Source organism: Prochlorococcus sp. MIT 1201 (genome assembly GCF_047303415.1).
Classification (GTDB): domain Bacteria; phylum Cyanobacteriota; class Cyanobacteriia; order PCC-6307; family Cyanobiaceae; genus Prochlorococcus; species Prochlorococcus marinus_D.
Genome location: NZ_CP138947.1, coordinates 1,161,197 through 1,178,122 on the forward strand (window position 1 = coordinate 1,161,197; position 16,926 = coordinate 1,178,122).

The window sequence follows — 16,926 nt, forward strand, 5'->3', positions numbered from 1 at the left end:
AACATATCCCGTTCCATTCCAACCTGACTCTTCTTCTGTCCCAACCGGACCTCTAATCCCTCGTACTGACTAAAGATCTGAAGTTCTCTCTGAACTCAATAGTGGTTTATACAGTCTTTTCACAATGATTCAACTCTATTCTTAGTACAATAGTACTGTGAGTATCCTATTTCTTCCGTTGATGGTTTCCTAGCCTCTGTTTATCGTGATCGGTCTCATATTCGTCCACTCCTGTTCAATCATGACCACCTAGATCAAACTTATAGAAACCTGTTCACCACTTAATTCACACAAACTCACTGGTACATAATTAGATTTATTCTAACTCTGTTCCAACCTCTAAAATCATCAAAATCCTAGCTATGTAAAGAAAGTCATCAATTCTTATTGATCTCGGCCTTGCTTGTCGTATGGATTGATTTTGCTGATCATGTTCTCTTCTCGACCTCTCACGGCGCAACCAGCAAAATAAGGTCATGCCCGTCCCCCGTCTTCACCCGCGCACGATCGAGGCCGTCAAGGAGCGTGCCGACATTGTTGATGTCGTTGGCGAACATGTGGTTCTAAAAAAAAAGGGCCGTGAATTCGTAGGGATCTGTCCGTTCCATGACGACAGCAAACCATCGATGACGGTCTCGCCAGCGAAGCAGTTTTATTACTGCTTCTCTTGTGGAGCTGGTGGAAACTCGATCAAGTTCCTGATGGAGTTTCAGCGCCAGAGTTTTGGTGATGTGGTGCTGGAGCTTGCTCGCAAGTATCAACTACCTGTTGAGACGGTCGAGGGGCCCCAGCAGGAACGACTACGTCAGCAGCTCTCTCGTCGAGACAAGCTTCATCGTGCGCTTGCATTGGCGGCCGGTTGGTTTCGTGGCCAGCTGCGTACGCCAGTTGGTGCAAGTGCGCTGAATTACCTCACTGAGAAGCGGGGCCTTAGTGAAGTCACCTTGGAATCCTTCGGACTTGGCTATGCCCCTGAGCAATGGGATGGTTTACTCAAGCACCTCCAGCAGGTGGAAGGTTTGTCTGCTGAATTACTGGAAGCCGCCGGGCTTGTTGTGGCGCGCAAGGGGGGAGGAGGTTTTTACGATCGTTTTCGTCATCGTGTGATGGTGCCGATCCACGACCGCCAGGGAAGGGTGATTGGTTTCGGTGGACGCAGTCTTGATGGCTCAGAGCCGAAGTACCTCAACTCTCCTGAGACAGACGTGTTCGAGAAAGGCAAGCATTTGTTTGGACTGGATCGAGCGGCGAATGCCATCCGTAAGGATGACCGGGCTGTGGTAGTCGAAGGATATTTCGATGTCATTGCATTGCATGCTGCAGGTGTCACCAATTCAGTGGCCTCCTTAGGCACTGCTTTGAGTAGTCAGCAGATCACCCAGATCTGCCGTTGCAGCGAAGGGAAGCGGATCGTGCTTAATTTTGATGCTGATGGAGCCGGTGTTCGTGCTGCGAACCGAGCCATTGGCGAAGTTGAACAACTGGCTTTGCAAGGCCAGTTGGAATTACGAGTGCTTCATTTGCCTTCTGGCAAAGACCCCGATGAATTTCTCAAAGATCATGGTGCTGGCGATTACAGGGCTCTATTAGATCAGTCACCTCTTTGGCTTGATTGGCAGATTCAACAGGTGTTGGAGGGCCGTGATTTAAGTCAAGCGGATCAGTTTCAGCAAGCAGTGAGTGGCCTGGTTGCATTGCTCGGCAAGTTGCCCCAGTCGGCCGTACGGACCCACTACCTGCAACAGGTTGCCGAACGCTTGAGCGGTGGGCAGGGCCGGTTGGCCTTGCAGTTGGAGGAAGATCTGCGCCAACAAGTGAAAGGGCAGCGCTGGCATGGCCGCTCAAGTCGCCATGAGCAACCTGGCGAGGCCAGTCAACGGGAGCGCAGCGAGGCGGAAATCCTGAGGTTATATCTCCATTGCTCAAATCATCGGGCTGCCATTCGCAGGGAGTTACGACAGCGAGAGCTGGAGGATTTTGCCTTACAACATCACCGTTTGCTTTGGGCGGCGATCACTGATTTGGAGGAAACCAATCTTGGTGCAGGACGTTTAGAGGCGATCAGTCGTGGAACTGACTCTGGTCATGATTTGGAGGATATTGAGTTACCACGGCTGCTTACCGATCAGTTGCTCCTGGAGAACAGTGCTCTAGTCGCTCGTCTTACCCCGTTATTAGAGCCTGGCGAGGTTCATTTGGCGGCTATGGCTAAGCCACTGCTTCAGCTCCGGGGCACAGCAGCGGCTCTAGAACGCCAGAAATCCCTCAAGCGTTGTCGTCATCTTCTTGAGGCCTGGGGTGGTCAGCGTCTTGAAACTCTTGAGCGTTGTATTGCTGCTTTGATTCAAGAAGAGCGACAGCAACCTACTGAATCAGTCGATATGGAAAAGCGTATCGAAGCAATGTTTGAGGAGCTCAACAGCGATGCGTTGCGTTTCCAGGAGCTTTATTACAGCGAGCGCAAGCATATTGGTCACTTAGATCAGCAGCGGTGTGGTGGCTTCTCAGGCCAGGATGTCATTCCGGCTTAGGTCATCAGTCTGTGGATGCGCTTCACAAGCCAATCGGCGATATCAAAGAACTTGTTGTCTTGATTGACCATCACGATTCCTGCTTGCATCTTGTCGCTGATCTTTTCTAGCTTTTGAATGCACCGCTCAGCGAGGCTTTACCATCTACATTTCAGTCCATTAGCAACAGCTACGCAGGTCAGCGAATCCTTTGTAGGGCTGTCAGATAAGGCGTCAAGTTGTGGAGCTTAAAGATGAAACTCACTTGTCATTCTAAGCAGATGGTTGTCTCTACGGCGGTGTACTGAGGCCTTTTAACTGCAGCATGGCTCTTTAAACTGATGATCTCTTCTTAAATTTGATGGCATGAGCTTCTACGAAGCGATTTGGCACGGTGAGGGCATTGGTGATGGAGGTGATTTAGAGGAGTCTCTCCAGGCTTATATCGTGGTAAAACCTGAAGATGGCGACTGGACAGAAGCCTGTGCGAAGGACGGGGCGAATCCGCATGTGGATCACTACTCTTCCTTCGACGCTTATCTTGATAATGCCGATGCAATCGAGACGATTCCGGTAACCCCGGCGATGATTGCAGGAGCTGTACAACAACTTTCCTCATGATCGCTGTTTTAATCCAAAGGTTGCTGCGATTAGCCTCTGATGAGTGACGTCCCTATTGCCTTTGCTGGTTGCACGCCGGTGAATCATCTCTGGCCTCAGCTTGTTGAACGGCTGGGAATGGATAAATCAAAACGCGCAGTGCGTCAGGCGCTTGATTTGCAGGGCATGCAAGGTCATGCTGCAACTTTGCCGGTGCTTTTGGTTGAAACTTGTGGGGTCGCCTTGGCTAGTACTGAACTGCTGCGTCATCAGACCGGCCTCGCTTGCCATGGTGAGCGCATGGTATTGCTGTTGAATCGTCGCGAAGAGGAGGTGCAACTTCTGCAGCAATTTTAAAATGCATGCACCCCCTAATGATCAAATAACAAAACCTCTCTTCTTCATTGTATATCTGTAGATCAGTTACTCTGCCTTGAGATTATTTTAATGGCGTTCAGTCACCTGTGCAGACTTTGCGGTAAATCTGTTGAGATTACTGAAGCATTTGCCAAGAGTATTCAGCGAACGGGATGGTCTTCAATAATTTGCTCTACTTGCCTGGCTCATGAAACCACGCACTTGTTGCCTTCTAGGCCATCAGCCAGGCTCTCATTTGTTCGTCTAATAACCAAGACTTTTTTCATAGTAACTTTTCTATTTATCCTCACTTCTTTCTTCTCTGCATGGCGCATTCTTTATGGATTGGAGATGTGGATGGAACCGAGCAAATCAAATCCAGCCCAATCCACTAACTAATGAGATCTGTTGACATTCAATTCTAAATTTCAGGCCAGCACCAACGGCACGTCATTGAGGCGAGTTGTGGCCGCGCGGCTGAGTTGATGACGACGCATGCTCCATCCTGGCTGCATGCCACAAACAGCCCAACTCACGGTTCCGCTGCCGTAACGGTGATTAAGTCGGTCGACGGTGTTCATTAGTCGATCGCGACGATGCTGCTCATCGGCATGAACTGCTACCAACAGGTGTTGTTGCAGATGGTCTGCGCTCTGTAGGTTTTGCATCAGCACCCCGGCTTTGTTTAAGCGGCGATGGGGCCGGTAGATTCGCTCTACTAGTGGCAAGGCTGCTGCTAGCAAGATTGCAGTGTCGTTGCTTGGCAAATCCAGTTGGATGGTAGCGGCTTGGCTGTAAAACGATGGCGCAAATGGGCTGGTACGTGTGAATACGGTGAGGATCCCGGCCCGTTGCTGTTGTCGTCGCAGTTTTTCACTGGCGCGCACCACGTAGCTTGCGATTGCCTGACGTAATTCCTCTAGGTTGGCGATTGGTCGGCTAAAACTGCGGCTAACGCAGGTTTCCTGTTTTGATGTTGGGGCTAGGGCTAGAGGAAGGCAGGCATAACCTTGTAATTCTCGTTGTAGGCGTATGCCTACAACGCCGCAGCGGGCATGAAGTTGGCTCCGTGGCATATCGCGCAATTGCCGGGCATTGGTTACGCCTCTAAGTCGGCACCAATGGGCCAACTTGCGACCGATGCCCCATACATTTTCGATAGCGACGCTCTCGAGCCATGTATCTGGATCACTAGCGGTGAGTAGGTTGAACACTCCAGCGTGAGCCGGTATGGCCTTGGCCAGGTGGTTGGCAAGTTTGGCCTGACCTTTACTGGCGCCAAGTCCGATTGCTATCGGTAGGCCCAGGTTGCGATGCACCTGGGCCCGTAGTTGACGGGCCCAGGGCTTTAGGTTGTCATCAGAGGGACCATTGATGTAAGCAAAGGCTTCATCAATCGAGTAAATCTCCAGCTCCTCACAATGGGCTTCCAGCAAGCTCATCAGTCGTTGGCTCATATCGCCGTAGAGGGCGTAGTTGGAGCTGCGCACGACAACGCCAAGTCGGTCCAATTTGTGACGGACCTTGAAATAGGGCGTGCCCATGCTGATTCCGAGAGCACGCGCTTCGGAGCTGCGAGCAACAATGCAGCCATCGTTGTTGGAGAGCACGACCAGAGGACGACCGATCAGCGAGGCGTCAAGGCTTTGCTCACAGGAGGCATAGAAATTGTTGCCGTCGATCAGAGCCGTGACCCGAGACATGGCACTGAAGAGAAGCGAGCGAAACCATACCCTATCCTAGTACAGAGATACTAGCGCCTGTTTGATGGCGAGAACGTGCTTTGCTGTGAGAGCCAGTCGCAATGGTTGTCGTCAATGTGGCGAGGAGAATGTCAATGCAGACTGGCGGCCAATCATTACTTTGATTGGTTGTTTGGCTGCATTGGTCTTGCTTGGCTGCATCAAGGTTTCCAACCTCAAGCCTGTCGTTGTGACCTAGAAACCTTTTGCGATAGAGGATGCTGGCTCAATGGCCGGCTAGGCGTAGCTGAATCCCTAACAATGTCTACAAAAAGTCGTCTATGACGTCTTAGCTGAACCTGGCCACATAGGTTGATTCCATGTTATGAGCAACCGCATCGGTCGGGTCTTTTGTAAAACCAACAAGACCAAAGGATTTGCAATGGCACCAACTCTAAGCAAGCATCAGAAAGATATTATGCAGAGAATCAATAAGGAAACCTTCTCTGAATGGCTATCAAGAGGAGATAGGCAAGAGATCAGAGAGTTGATGGAAGAGGTCTGGATCGAATGGCTTTGCAAGGAAGATGATCAGTTCCGCGAACGTTACTATGAGCTTCAATCACAGGGTGATTGCGAATGGCTCAATATCAGAGAAGAAATCTTAGCTGTGCATGGCCATGTTGAGTCTCCAGAAGGAGCCTCAGAGCTTCAGCAAAAAGCGATTAAAGCCAATGGTATTAAACACTTACATGATTGGTTTGCATTTGTAGATGAATGTGTTCACGAGTATCTGGAAGATCTTGGCTGGGCAAGGGGGCCGGAGGAGAAATCCCTGAATTACTCCCACACCTCTGTTTCTGATTGGGTTTCCGATCAAGAGGCAAATGAACAACAAGAAAGGCGTCAATGGCTTGGTCAGTTGACCGACACGTTATGGGATTTCAAAGGCTCCTCTCATTGTTATTGGTCTGATCGCATCCTTGCCTTACGCGATCTGGGTGAACAAAAGTCAGCCATTTGATCCACCAAACTTGCCTATCTCTATATACGATTTAAAGGCAATATCTTTAAAGGTGAGCAACAACACTATTGCTATGCCGGGCAGCCTTATTCATCGTCTTGCCTATTTTGAGCCTATTCATGTAGGCGTTGTGTTGAGTGGGATATTTGCTGCGCAGGGTTGAGGCTATGAATGGAATGCACTGCCACACCCCAGATTTGCACGTCACCGAAGCGGGCCAGATCCAGCGGTGGGTAATTGGAATGGGCGGCTTCTAGACGCAGTACACCACGGTGGCGGACAAGTTGTTTGAGTGTGAAGGCACCATCAAGAATCGCCACCACGATGTGACCGGGGCGTGCATCTAGGCTGCGGTCGACAACCAAGAGGTCGCCATTGTGGATGCCAACACCTGTCATTGAGTGGCCGCTAACACGCAGGAAGAAGGTGCTAGCCGGATGACGAATCAACTGTTCGTTGAGGTCGATACCGATCTCGATATAGTCCTCAGCAGGGGAGGGGAAGCCTGCCGCCACGTGCTCACTCGCTAATGGCAGGATCTGCTGCTTCCGCTCGGAGCGCAAATGAAGAAGAGGCTCGCTGAACTCCATCGCGACGTCGGGCATCAACCTGATAGTACACCCGTTCCAGTGGGTTGATTTTCTGATTTGGCTTGATAGGGGTGTGTCCCCAGGCGGTAGCAACCTCTTTACAGGATCGCTCGTGCTTGATCGAGCTGCTCTGTAGCACCTGCCAGCTTTTAAGTTTTAAGCGCTGTCTAAGGAACCTTTCTCAAAGGGCTTTCGTTTTCACCTGAACAGTCATCGGAAGATGCTTGCTGCCTGCATAAAAAACGAGAACAACAGTGTCTTTTGGACCAAGACTTTTCCCGGTATGAACTGTATTCACTGTCTCAATCAGCGCAGCTCCCTGATTGAAAAGGCGTGTCGTTCCATCTTGAAGAGTTAGCTGAAGCGTGCCTTGAAGGATTACTCCTGCACTGATAACTGGGTGGGTATGCAATGGCAGGGTGACTCCGGCTGGAATCGTGATACGCAGAACTGTGATTTCAGCGTTGCTGGTTGGATAATCGGGAAGAAAGTTTCCATCCCATTGCTTAGTGCTTTTCACAAGTGTTTCAATCTTAATACCAAGATCCTTGCTATATTTAGCATTATCATGTGCATTTAAGGACGTTGATAAAATGGTCGAAACCACAATAATTGCCAGTGGCGCAAGCAATAGTCTTTGCATGATCAATTAAAAAGGTGTAGACGCAAGAAGATTAGGGACTTAGCGTCATAGGCTGCATCAATGAAACACGTTTGATAGTCATTAGCTGGTCAGAGAAAGATTCGATCGCAGAAGCATTTAGGTCTTAATATTCCTCAAACCATAACTCACTTATCATTCTGGGCATTCACTTAACTGAAGCCAATTGAAAAAGATAGGTGTATATAATAGTATTGATTTAAATCAACTGCGGCGCATCTCTGCCTCGATCTCTTCTGTGCTGAAGTCTCTCTCTGGATGAGCAAGCTTCCAAGACTGAACAGCAAGAGAAATGCCCCATCCAAAAATAGGCCAAATGGGCCAGAAGTAGCCCATGCCAGTTACCAACCAAATAACAATCAGAGCAAGGTTCACAGTGAAATAGGTTTGAACCTGTCTCTTCAGTGCCCTTTTCTTCCTGAGTTGTGATAATGCTTTTTTGCGCAAAATTTCGTCATCAGGCATATCAAAAGACCTCTATTGATCATTAGATGGACAATAACCAGCTTAAAGTCAACTGCAAGCTTGGTCAGTTCAAAGTAAATATTAGTGACATGAACTTGAACAGCATCCTATTTTGAGGTTCTAATATTAGTTCGTTAACTAAGAATTAACAGACGCCCAGGCTGGCAACTGATAAAGAATGGGAGGATGGTTGGATTTCATTCTGGAGAGAGTGTTGTGGCATATATTACTGAAGCAATCTGACATTTGAGAATCCTCATTGTCTTAAACTGATTTCCTTTTCAGTGTGCTCAAGAGTGATCGCATTAATCGAAAGCAGCTGTTTTATCAGTGATCGCAATTCAGATCTGCAGAATCGTTAGCTCCTGTGGTATTTACCTCCTTGCAGGATGGTCTTTGCTCGGTAGAGCTGCTCCACAAGCAACAAGCGAGCAAGTTCATGAGGAAGCGTCATCGCAGACAAACTGAGCTGCCATTGGGTTGAGTTTTTCAGCTCTGCTGATAGCCCATCAGCGCCACCAATCACAAAGGCAAGACGTTGAGAGCCATATTGTTCAAGGCGTTTAGCAAAGGACACTGAAGTCAGCGCTTCCCCTTCTTCGCTAAGAGGAACCAGCACTTCGTTGCTATTGAGTGCGGCCCTGATCGCTTCCGCTTCTCGCGGCATAGATGCATCACGAACCTCTGTGATAATCAAGCCTGGTAGGCGTTTTTGATACATCGCTAGGCCGTCTTGGATCCAGCCTCTGCGTACCTTGCCAACGGCGATGATTCTAAACGCACAGTTTCTCAAGAACCGTTGCAGCAACATCACTCTCCATGATGCTCGGTTATAAGCGCTGTTCAACAGATCCCCAGAAGAGAATGTTACTTGAAGTGCTTCAGGCGCAATCCCGCAGAGCGAAGCAGCGCATAGAAGGCCGGCAGTGGCGCAATCGATTAGGACAAGTCAGAACAGCATCTAATGGTTTGCTAAAAGGTCGATATCGTCTACGGGGAGAAGGGTGAGAAAGCTCTGGGTGCAGTGGCAGGAGCTCTATGCGAAGGAGTGGTCACAATGGTTGGCTTGGCCTTTATTTGCAAATGGGATCTGGGTGATGCTCGCCGGAGGCAGCAGTGGCTGGTTTTTGCCTGTTTTTTTAATCTGGTGGGTCGCTTGTGATCACACAGTCCCTCCCTGGAGGAAATGGCGAAAGAAACAACTGGCAAAGAAGGAAAGGAAGTAGACAGCCACATCAAGCGCTCTCCATTCGCAAGCGGAGTATTCCCTGGAGTTAGAGATCGATGAGCTAGGTCACACTTTCATTTGAACGAGATCACCTCCAGAGCGAGTGATCAGCGAGAAGCTAAATGCATCGAAGGCAAACAACCTTCTCAACCAGAGTAAAACAATGTCCATGGAACGCCACGATCAAGAACTAAGCCTTTATCAACTGAAAGCCATCTCTGCAGGCATTATTCTTAATAATTATATTGGTTTAGATATGGATCTAACTGTAGACAGATGCAATATGGGAAGACCTTCGTGTCATAAGCTGCCTAGCACATGGAAGCATCCTCGGTACAATATTCAAGGCAAAGTACATAAGCGATATGAAGAGTGGACGGCAATTAATTTGAATTAGCGATTGGTTATTGAGATGATTACAAAGGATTCATCTTAAGCAAAAAAAAATTACAGGGAGTAGAGTTCAAAGCAAGTAGCAAATAAATCCAATTAGATTTAAAAATAAAAGGAGCCAATCCTTAGCAACACTTATGGAATAGATTCATGAAGAATTGATGCACCAATACAGTTTTAAAAAACAGACATTTGGGCATAAACCCCTGATATCAATAAAGCTCAATAGACCATTGGATAAAGATTAACATGAATGATTCAACTGTCTCTAAACTAGTTATTCTTATTTTCGCTTGATAAGAGTAATATTGATATCGATAGGCGATGAACTGGTTAGAATCAGCATCGAGCAAATTAATTGCCTGCATAAAGATAATAAAACTAATGGTAATAGAAGTATTTACAAACAAGGCCATTCACATAGTTCTCAAACATTTTCTCAACATCAGTGGTAGAAGCTGTAATCTATTGTCAAGCCAAAAGGCACCTATGACAGCAAGCATCATGAAGCAAGAAGACTTCCTGTTTGACCACTTCAGACTTAGTCAACAACAATTAATCTCTTATAAGATTTTCTGGGTTGATCGTTGGTTAAATTATTGTTGGGATGATGTGCTGGTAAGGATCGGTGGACTTGACCTTCCTTCTATTGGCAGAGCGTATAAATCTCCCCCTCCAGCACAACTACTGCTGTTGTCGAATGGCCAGAAAATAGAACTTTTTGACCGAAATAAAGACTACCTCTTGAGATCTATTCTTGAGGATAGTAGAGGAGATATTGGCGCGATTGATTTCAATAGGCAGTGGCTTTCTGAAAACTCTAATAATAAGGAATTAGAAGCGATTGCAAAGCAATGGCATGCTTTTCTAAAAGAAGAATGTAATGACGTGATTGAAGAACAAGAGAATGAGGGCATCAGACTAATCACATCCTCATTACCTTTAACAATAAGAAATTTAGAATTTGCCAAGCAAGAAAAAGAACAACACTGGGATTGGGAAATAAGCAACGGATTGATCATGCTTACTTGTAGCGAAGATCATTTTAATAACACCGTCAAGCCTTATTTAGATAGTGGTCAGGCAGACTACCTGGATTCTAATTCAGGTCCTGTACTAGGTTGATTCGACTGATCTGGCAAACTAAATCAAAAGCATTAGTATTTATCATGATATCAAGTCAATAAAAAAGCAGGGATCAAAACCACGAAGCATTACTGAAAACCTAAAAGAGTGGTTAAAAGTGAAGATCATCATGCCAAAATAAAGAATGGGTCAACAAAGAAAGGATTGGCATATGGTTTCAATATGTAGTCTTACCATTAAAACAAGCCTTTTGAATAAACAAAACAGATCTCGCCTGCTAAATTAGACGGGAATAAGAATAAGATTAATATTAAGAGATTCATGTTTATAGTACCTGAACTTGCTGTGACAGAGTTGATCATCAGGCAGAACAAGACACCTTTAAATTAAAAATTAAATGCTTAAGACTTTTAAGCATAGAGCTGCTAATAAGGCAGACTGATGTTGTCGTTAAAGCTATTGGATAGTTTCTATTCAGCAAAGCTATATAAGCTTTTATTTAACCTGACCAGATAAAAAAGAGTTATTAATATGAATAATAGATGAACAACAAAAAAGCCATACTTTAATGTTCATCAGCAAAATTATCTTTCGATGAATTTTGGTCTGGTCAAGGCCAGAGCAAGGCCACCAATTAAACCAAGATTCATAAATAGTGCTTTAGGCTGAAAGGGGAATGCATGGAAGATGACTGTCGTAGGCACAAGAAAAATAAGTAATAGTGATGCTCCAAGTTTTTGACTCTGGCCAAATAGAAGAAGTACTGAGCCAACAATAAGGCAGGCAATTGCTGCCAACAACAAGAAGGGTGCTAATGATTCAGGGATCCCTTGCCCTGAGATTACTTCAACTACTGATGAGAACTTGGTAATCTTTGACGGAACTGCGACAACAAAAACAGCGGATAAACAAAGCCTGCCGATGAAATCAACTAACTTCCATACATGTGGTTGAGGCATTGGTCTGATTGGTTCTTTGCTAATTATCTACGAATGATGTTGTACTGGCCTAATTGGTGTGGATTCCTTACAAAAAGGCATTCATGAAAGCAATCCTGATGGATTGAGAGCTATCTGCAATGAACATGAGCGAGTTCAAGACTAGACGCGTCTACTGATTTGATCACTCAACGCGTTTGGTCATCAGAGACAGCTAAAGGCTTGGATGAAGCACCCACTAGATCCAATCTCTGCAATTACAATGGTCTGATAGCAGCAAGAGCAGTGGAAGGAGTACTCTTCAGCAAAAGATGAACAACCTACAGGCTGCTAAGAGGCACAGTAATGTCATGAATATGATCTTCTTAGACTTGACTGTGAGACACTGATGTGATTCCCTTTAAGGGTTGGCCATGGTCTCAGTGGTAAACCTTGGTAAGGCAGATTAATAGTGATTGCATTACATCAAACTGCAATAAAGGATCATCCGTACCAATGGCGATCAAAGTGGAACGAGATGAACGAAACTCACATCGAAGCCAATCATTTAACAATGAATCAGCCCACTCCAACCCCTATTTCTGCAAAGGATCTGCATCGCTGGTTGAGCGACTCCTCCTCTCTACCAATCTGTGTGGATGTGAGAGAAGACCAGGAGCTTGAGTTAGCCCCATTCCCAGCCGATGTACTGCATTTACCGCTGAGTCGATCTTCTGATTGGATCGAAACTCTGCCTCAACTATTACCAAACGACCGTCCTGTCGTCTTGATTTGCCATGCTGGCATACGCAGTTGGAACTTCGGCACCTGGCTTTTAGAGCAGGAGATTAGTTATCAGGTCTGGAATCTAGAAGGCGGAATCGACGCGTGGAGCATCAATGTCGACTCAAGCGTGCCCCGCTATTAAGCAAGGGTTCAAAACAAATGCAAAGCTCGTGATTGATATAGAACTACGCTGACATTTATTCGAACCTAGGAATTAACTAAAGAATTATCAGCTTACTCGATCTGTACAGATGTTGAAAAGTTAAAAACCGGTCTGATCACTATCTATGCTAGGAATAGCCATGCAAAAAGACGAAAAATTATAATAGCTCATCTAGAAAGATGGGCAGTCATCAATTGCAAATGTTGGCAGGTGAAGACCATCTCAAATTGACAATCAGGATGGAAAAACCATTTTTGAGCTCAAAGAGAAGTCTAATTTGCGGGTGAAGCGGTTGATTGAACAAGATTGGGGATATAAAAAGGATCCGACCTATTCATAAAGACTTAGGTAGAAGAGACTGAAAGGATTATATCTAAATGAAGAGCCTTAGAAAACGATAGGTTGAATCATTCTTGGCATGTCTGCACAAGAAATTATTGATTTATCACATAAACAATTTGTCATTAGTGATTCAAAGAAAATCTTCCTGCCCTCTATAATCTTTATAGGCTAAGATCATAGTTTTAGGAACTTAGTCATCAACATCATGCAGCGACATTATTATTAGTGAATGGGCTTTCAAATCGATCTATTGCATTGTCTGCTTGCCTAGCATTAACAGCAACGGCAAAAGGTGACCGCCTTTCAGATTGGCATCTCCACAGGCAAGTGTTATTGCTTTGACGATGGAAGCAGCTGAAAGACTTAAATAAACTAGAATGAGTCTTGATTCCAATTCTTAATCAAACTGCCGAAAAACTCCCTTTGGCCTGTAGTGAGTTCAAATTGTTTCTTTACGGGGGTTGCTAGGGACATCCGCATTGATGGAATTGCTGTTACCGCTAAAACTGCATCAAGAACGACACGAAACAATCCAGTGGAAACGAAAACAATCAAACCAGTCTTTGACTTCATCGGTTAGGGTTCAAATGAAAAGAGGTAAAAGAAAATCTCAAAGCAAAGGTTCTGGAGTTAACAATTTAGATCTAAACCCTTTTCTGCTCTAGATCAACCCTTCAGATGAAGGGTTCTATCGTTGAATGTTGCCTTCTCTCGTTAATGAGACTTTTACCTAAGCCCTCTTTGAAGATGCCCTTTGCATCGATCATTGTCTTAAGAAAAGATATGCAGGCTAAGCACTTTCTTCACGGGACTTGATCAAGCCGGATTTAGTTCTAAGACGATCAAATCTCGTCTTCGTCTTCGTCTTCGTCTTCGAGAAGCAGCTGCCCGAAAGCAACATAAAGACTCTCCTCTGTGCTGCCAGGCTTCAGCGGGGGTGTCTTGGCAACGGTCGTTATACCTTTTCTGGCGGAGGAGGATCTGTCGAGGGGGTTCATTTCGCCTTGTTGTTGGCGGACTCCTTCAGCCGACTCCTGAGTCTGACGTTTGGCTTCGGCGGCCTTAAGGCGGGCCATCAAGTGAGGAGGAACTGTGCCATCAGGGCTCACCTGCATCAATTCCTGGAAGAGGGCCTGGGGATCGTCTTCGGTTTCGATGCGATGACGACGTTTGCTTGCTCGAGGCTCTGCTGTACTTGAAGCAACTGGTGTTGGCAAGGGCCGGGGTAACTGGCGACCCAGTTCACGTAGACGTTCAAGACTGCGGGGATCAAAACTCATCGGAGTGGTTGGCGTGGAGTATTTAGCTGCAGCCCAGGCTGTCTGCCGTATTGCGACCTGTGATCGGGTTGGTTCCCTCCGCCACCTCACAAAGCGTTGTGAGAGCATCGCCTCGCAGGGGCACATTGGTGAAGTCGGCACCTGTAATGGTCACGTTTTTGAAGCGGGTGTTGAAGGCGAAGGCGTCCTCAAGCACTGCATTGGTGAGATCAGTTCCATCAAATATGGCGGAATCAAGTGTGGAGTCTCGCAAGTTGGTGTTGCTGAGGTTGGCATCGTGAAGCTTGGCTCCAAAAAGGGTGGATCCTTCTAAATCACTCCCAGATAGATTGGCCTCTCGCAGGTTGGCAAGATTAAATGTGTCACCTCGCAGATCTTGGTTCGAGAAATCTGCATTGACCAACACCTGTTGGGAATGATTCATGATTGCCCAACTGGGTTGCAATGGCAATAGAAGTAGAAGGGCAGCAGCAGAAAAGCCAAGTAGTCGAGCGAACATTGGGTTAGGGGTTAAATAGTTAAACCATAGGTCCATAGGTAGAGGAATGATGGCTCTTGAGAAAGAAATTTGCTGAGCTACGCATCCGCATCCCCATAAAAGCTTCTACGAGTGCTATCAACATTTACCCATGAATCATCCAAGTAGATAATTTATCAGGTTAATCGAATAAAATAAATCCTATAGCCAATACCAAAAAAATAAAAGACTGTTTAAGGATTTACTATTGAGATTATTGCCTACCTACTAATTTACGGGTTGGCTTCCACTCACTCGCAAAGACTGCAAGCGCTAGAATCAACAGAGAAGCATAGGCACTTGCTGAAAGCTTATTCTGCAGGAAAACAACCCCTAGAAAAACTCCTACTAAAGGAACTAGATAGTTAACGAAGCCGGCAAATGTAGCTCCAGCAAGACCAACAAGACGAACATACAACACATAAACCAGACCTCCAGCAAAAGCACCCTGAGCAACCATTGCTAGTACCGCATTACTCTCTATAGGGTGATGTGTCAAAGGTTGGCCAAGCAAAAGCAGTAAAGCTCCTAACTCGATGGCACCACAAAGGAGTATATCTCTTGCTATTTTTATCGGAGTACCCATCTCTGACAGGGTTCTAATCAATACAAGACTAATGGAAAAGCTGAGTGCAGCGGTTAAAATTGCTGCACTTCCAAGTAGGCTGTTGCCTTGTTGAGACTGGCCAACCTGAGGCCATAACAACACAACAACACCTGCAAAACCAAGGGCAATACCAATAAACTTTCCTCTCGTAACTGGCTCACTGCGAACAAAAACAACAACTAAAATAAGAGTAAAGATTGCTACGAGTGACATCAGGATCGCGGCAATAGCACTGTTGACATGTTGCTGACCCCAGACAACAAGGAAGAAAGGAAGAGTTGCTTCAAAGAAGCCAATCATAATGATTTGACGCCAATAACTTATCTTTGAAACCGGATTATCATGAGCTTCAGGCAAGATCAACAAGAATCCACTCAGTGTTAGGAAGCCAATCGTCGCTCTAAGCCATGAAACTGCTTGAGGAGTGAAGACTTCTAGAGCAAGATCATTAAGTAAGAACTGAGATCCCCAGATTAGAGCAATTAAGATGAGAAGTACATATCGAAATCGAGATCCCTGGATTTGATTTGTCTGTCCCATCGAATTTCTCTCTATATATTTTATCATTCTACTGCCATAATAAGCATCCCAGTTCATCTGCTTAAGGCTTCTTAGCTCAATCACTTGAGCATGATCAATAGGGTCATCTGCAAACCATTTGCTTATTAGCCAAAGCTTGTAATAACAACAAGCATAAGAATACCGTTATTCAACTTATCTTATTTACAAATTTAGCATTGAGGTTCATTCATGTTGCTTTGCATTAGGACTTAACTCGAACTGCTGCCAGCAAAATTCCTCAATCGCTTCAATTTAGAAATCCCCAAATGGAGATAACTCTTCAAAAACAAATCGTTCAATCAATTCTCTGATAAATATTTTTTTTCAAATAGTCTCAAAGATGCAATTCTATCAAACAAGGCAATCTCCCGGCGAATCAAAAAGTGGATTGAATAGATTTTAAATAAAGCACAATCTAAACCTTGTCAGCAATAAAAAATCACTAGTCTTGCCTGTCATATTGAGTTTAGCTGTAAAGTAATGATTCTACCTATCACTTTAATAAGCAATAATTGGGGCATCATTCTCTTGAACTTTTCGCGTTGAATTCATACATGCTGCTTTGTGTGTTGGTACAGCATCGATGCATGGGTGGAATTCTCATGTGAATGCAGCAGCAAATGATGGATTCAACCGGGAAGGGGTGTTGGGGCGAAGAGCGGGTGTTACGCCTCCTACAAAGACGCGGATGGCAGTTGGTGAGCCAACGTTGGTCATGTCGCTATGGCGAGTTAGATCTTGTGGTTGAGAAGCAGCAACGGCTGCTGGTTGTGGAAGTAAAGTCTCGTCGTTCTCGTGGATTAGATCATTGGGGATTGTGTGCCTTTAACAAAGGAAAGCAACTGCGATTGATGCGTGCGATTGGATGTTGGCTGGCAACTCATCCTTACTTCGCTGAACACAGCTTGGAGTTGGTGTTGGCATTGGTGCCCTTACCGCCGAGTCAAAACACACTCAATTGGATTCGAATTGACGACCTTGACATTGATGCTGCTGACTAAAGCAACTGTATTCTTCATCTCTTGAAGACAGATTGCTGACAGTTCCTTAACTTCCTCAACTGTTTGCTATGCGGATAAAATGCATCATAAAACTGGATCAAGCTGTTGTCTGTTTATTGCCAAGTTTTTCATGATTCCTGAGAATGCCTTGGTCAT

The 16,926-nt window shown here is 45.7% G+C and carries 19 protein-coding genes; 9 read left to right on the forward strand and 10 right to left on the reverse strand.

Annotated elements, in window-relative coordinates; translation table 11 throughout:
• Positions 1-476 precede the first annotated feature (476 nt).
• From dnaG to SIB41_RS05600, 3 genes are all read left to right on the forward strand, one after another.
• Positions 477-2,531, forward strand: coding sequence for a DNA primase (dnaG, locus tag SIB41_RS05590; RefSeq protein ID WP_413361111.1), 2,055 nt, complete (start codon positions 477-479; stop codon positions 2,529-2,531).
• Positions 2,532-2,876: 345 nt separating this feature from the next.
• Positions 2,877-3,131, forward strand: a complete 255-nt coding sequence (locus tag SIB41_RS05595; protein ID WP_011130019.1) for a hypothetical protein — start codon at positions 2,877-2,879, stop codon at positions 3,129-3,131.
• 39 nt (positions 3,132-3,170) lie between these two features.
• On the forward strand, positions 3,171-3,467 hold the full coding sequence (locus SIB41_RS05600) for a hypothetical protein (protein WP_011130018.1): 297 nt from the start codon (positions 3,171-3,173) through the stop codon (positions 3,465-3,467).
• Positions 3,468-3,895: 428 nt separating this feature from the next.
• Here the strand turns inward: SIB41_RS05600 and SIB41_RS05605 are convergent, their stop codons facing one another.
• Positions 3,896-5,170 (reverse strand): Y-family DNA polymerase, encoded by a 1,275-nt coding sequence (locus SIB41_RS05605; RefSeq protein WP_063403921.1) that lies wholly within the window; start codon positions 5,168-5,170, stop codon positions 3,896-3,898.
• 64 nt (positions 5,171-5,234) lie between these two features.
• On the opposite strand from SIB41_RS05605, the gene SIB41_RS05610 reads away from it, so the two are divergent.
• Positions 5,235-5,408, forward strand: coding sequence for a hypothetical protein (locus tag SIB41_RS05610; RefSeq protein ID WP_413361115.1), 174 nt, complete (start codon positions 5,235-5,237; stop codon positions 5,406-5,408).
• A 291-nt stretch (positions 5,409-5,699) separates the two neighbouring features.
• The gene (locus SIB41_RS05615; RefSeq protein ID WP_413361118.1) at positions 5,700-6,173 is read left to right on the forward strand and encodes a hypothetical protein; all 474 of its coding nucleotides are present in this window, start codon (positions 5,700-5,702) and stop codon (positions 6,171-6,173) included.
• Positions 6,174-6,286: 113 nt separating this feature from the next.
• Here SIB41_RS05615 and SIB41_RS05620 read toward each other — a convergent pair whose 3' ends face one another.
• The 4 genes from SIB41_RS05620 to SIB41_RS05635 all read right to left on the reverse strand — a co-directional run bounded on the left by SIB41_RS05620 (position 6,287) and on the right by SIB41_RS05635 (position 8,700).
• The gene (locus tag SIB41_RS05620) at positions 6,287-6,763 is read right to left on the reverse strand and encodes a LexA family protein (RefSeq protein ID WP_413361420.1); all 477 of its coding nucleotides are present in this window, start codon (positions 6,761-6,763) and stop codon (positions 6,287-6,289) included.
• A gap of 181 nt (positions 6,764-6,944) precedes the next feature.
• Positions 6,945-7,283 carry a cupin domain-containing protein gene (locus tag SIB41_RS05625; RefSeq protein ID WP_413361121.1) on the reverse strand — a complete coding sequence of 113 codons (339 nt, stop codon included), beginning with the start codon at positions 7,281-7,283 and terminating at the stop codon, positions 6,945-6,947.
• A gap of 345 nt (positions 7,284-7,628) precedes the next feature.
• Positions 7,629-7,889 (reverse strand): 2TM domain-containing protein, encoded by a 261-nt coding sequence (locus SIB41_RS05630; protein ID WP_063421693.1) that lies wholly within the window; start codon positions 7,887-7,889, stop codon positions 7,629-7,631.
• A 358-nt stretch (positions 7,890-8,247) separates the two neighbouring features.
• Positions 8,248-8,700 (reverse strand): 23S rRNA (pseudouridine(1915)-N(3))-methyltransferase RlmH, encoded by a 453-nt coding sequence (locus tag SIB41_RS05635; protein ID WP_413361422.1) that lies wholly within the window; start codon positions 8,698-8,700, stop codon positions 8,248-8,250.
• A gap of 193 nt (positions 8,701-8,893) precedes the next feature.
• Here SIB41_RS05635 and SIB41_RS05640 point away from each other — a divergent pair, with 193 nt between their 5' ends.
• Together SIB41_RS05640 and SIB41_RS05645 are read left to right on the forward strand one after the other, a co-directional pair.
• Positions 8,894-9,115: a hypothetical protein gene (locus SIB41_RS05640; RefSeq protein WP_413361123.1), complete on the forward strand. Its 222-nt coding sequence runs from the start codon at positions 8,894-8,896 to the stop codon at positions 9,113-9,115.
• Between the two features lie 719 nt (positions 9,116-9,834).
• The gene (locus SIB41_RS05645; protein ID WP_413361126.1) at positions 9,835-10,635 is read left to right on the forward strand and encodes a gonadotropin-releasing hormone-like protein; all 801 of its coding nucleotides are present in this window, start codon (positions 9,835-9,837) and stop codon (positions 10,633-10,635) included.
• A 545-nt stretch (positions 10,636-11,180) separates the two neighbouring features.
• Here SIB41_RS05645 and SIB41_RS05650 read toward each other — a convergent pair.
• A complete protein-coding gene (locus SIB41_RS05650; protein ID WP_413361128.1) occupies positions 11,181-11,555 on the reverse strand; it encodes a DoxX family protein in 375 nt (124 codons plus the stop codon).
• Positions 11,556-12,087: 532 nt separating this feature from the next.
• Between SIB41_RS05650 and SIB41_RS05655 the strand changes: the two genes are divergently transcribed.
• On the forward strand, positions 12,088-12,441 hold the full coding sequence (locus SIB41_RS05655; RefSeq protein ID WP_413361424.1) for a rhodanese-like domain-containing protein: 354 nt from the start codon (positions 12,088-12,090) through the stop codon (positions 12,439-12,441).
• Between the two features lie 735 nt (positions 12,442-13,176).
• On the opposite strand, the gene SIB41_RS05660 is transcribed toward SIB41_RS05655, so the two are convergent.
• The 4 genes from SIB41_RS05660 to SIB41_RS05675 all read right to left on the reverse strand — a co-directional run bounded on the left by SIB41_RS05660 (position 13,177) and on the right by SIB41_RS05675 (position 15,805).
• On the reverse strand, positions 13,177-13,377 hold the full coding sequence (locus SIB41_RS05660; RefSeq protein ID WP_413361130.1) for a hypothetical protein: 201 nt from the start codon (positions 13,375-13,377) through the stop codon (positions 13,177-13,179).
• A gap of 269 nt (positions 13,378-13,646) precedes the next feature.
• Positions 13,647-14,084 carry a hypothetical protein gene (locus tag SIB41_RS05665; RefSeq protein WP_413361132.1) on the reverse strand — a complete coding sequence of 146 codons (438 nt, stop codon included), beginning with the start codon at positions 14,082-14,084 and terminating at the stop codon, positions 13,647-13,649.
• 22 nt (positions 14,085-14,106) lie between these two features.
• Positions 14,107-14,583, reverse strand: coding sequence for a pentapeptide repeat-containing protein (locus SIB41_RS05670; protein ID WP_063407051.1), 477 nt, complete (start codon positions 14,581-14,583; stop codon positions 14,107-14,109).
• 232 nt (positions 14,584-14,815) lie between these two features.
• A complete protein-coding gene (locus tag SIB41_RS05675; protein ID WP_413361134.1) occupies positions 14,816-15,805 on the reverse strand; it encodes a DMT family transporter in 990 nt (329 codons plus the stop codon).
• 584 nt (positions 15,806-16,389) lie between these two features.
• Here SIB41_RS05675 and SIB41_RS05680 point away from each other — a divergent pair.
• The gene (locus SIB41_RS05680; protein ID WP_413361136.1) at positions 16,390-16,770 is read left to right on the forward strand and encodes a YraN family protein; all 381 of its coding nucleotides are present in this window, start codon (positions 16,390-16,392) and stop codon (positions 16,768-16,770) included.
• The last annotated feature ends 156 nt before the right edge of the window (positions 16,771-16,926 follow it).